This is a genomic window from Stutzerimonas sp. LR2, assembly GCF_055755175.1.
On the sequence record NZ_JBVTRR010000100.1, the window covers coordinates 1 to 573 of the forward strand.

Annotated in this window: 1 protein-coding gene; it reads left to right on the plus strand. The window is 47.6% G+C overall.

Going from position 1 to position 573, the window contains the following annotated elements; translation table 11 throughout:
- Positions 1-495: hypothetical protein (locus ACVRRC_RS22260; RefSeq protein ID WP_472997617.1), on the plus strand; the 495-nt coding region annotated here is incomplete at its 5' end.
- Positions 496-573 lie beyond the last annotated feature (78 nt).

The following is a 573-nucleotide window of genomic DNA, read 5'->3' on the forward strand; positions in this document are numbered from 1 at the left end:
TTTGTGAGATCACTTACAGGGGGCAAAATGTCTCATTCCAACGGGTATTGGACAGGTGATTTGTATGCGGGCTCCACGGTGTTCATCAGGCGCCAGGATGGTCACCTTTCAAAATGCAAGGTCATCAACGTTGCCAATCACTGGTTCAATGTCGCTGGCATTTCTTCTTCCTTTGATAAATTCACGGCGACCAGCCAGGAAGGCGTTGTTGCGCTACCTGATGCATATGATGTTCGGGAGCGTTATAGCATTCAGCAGCAGCGGGATTATCTGGCGCGTCTGGATATCTCGGCGCTTTCATCTCTCCAGATCAATCATCTTTATGCGGGCCTGCATCTCGCTAAACGTGCTGGTGGAGGTGCATTGCCAGGGATGCCGATCGCTGAAACCCCAGAAGGGATACGCAGCTATACACAGGAAATGAACCAGAGCACCTTGAGTGAAATTCAGGTTATGTATATGTTAACTGGCTTAAAAATTGCCACGAAAAATTAAATAGAGGTTTTTATGTCTACTACTGAGCGGTCTCCAAAAAAGGCTCCGCGCCGTAAAAAAAGCACACGCAAAAAGCAA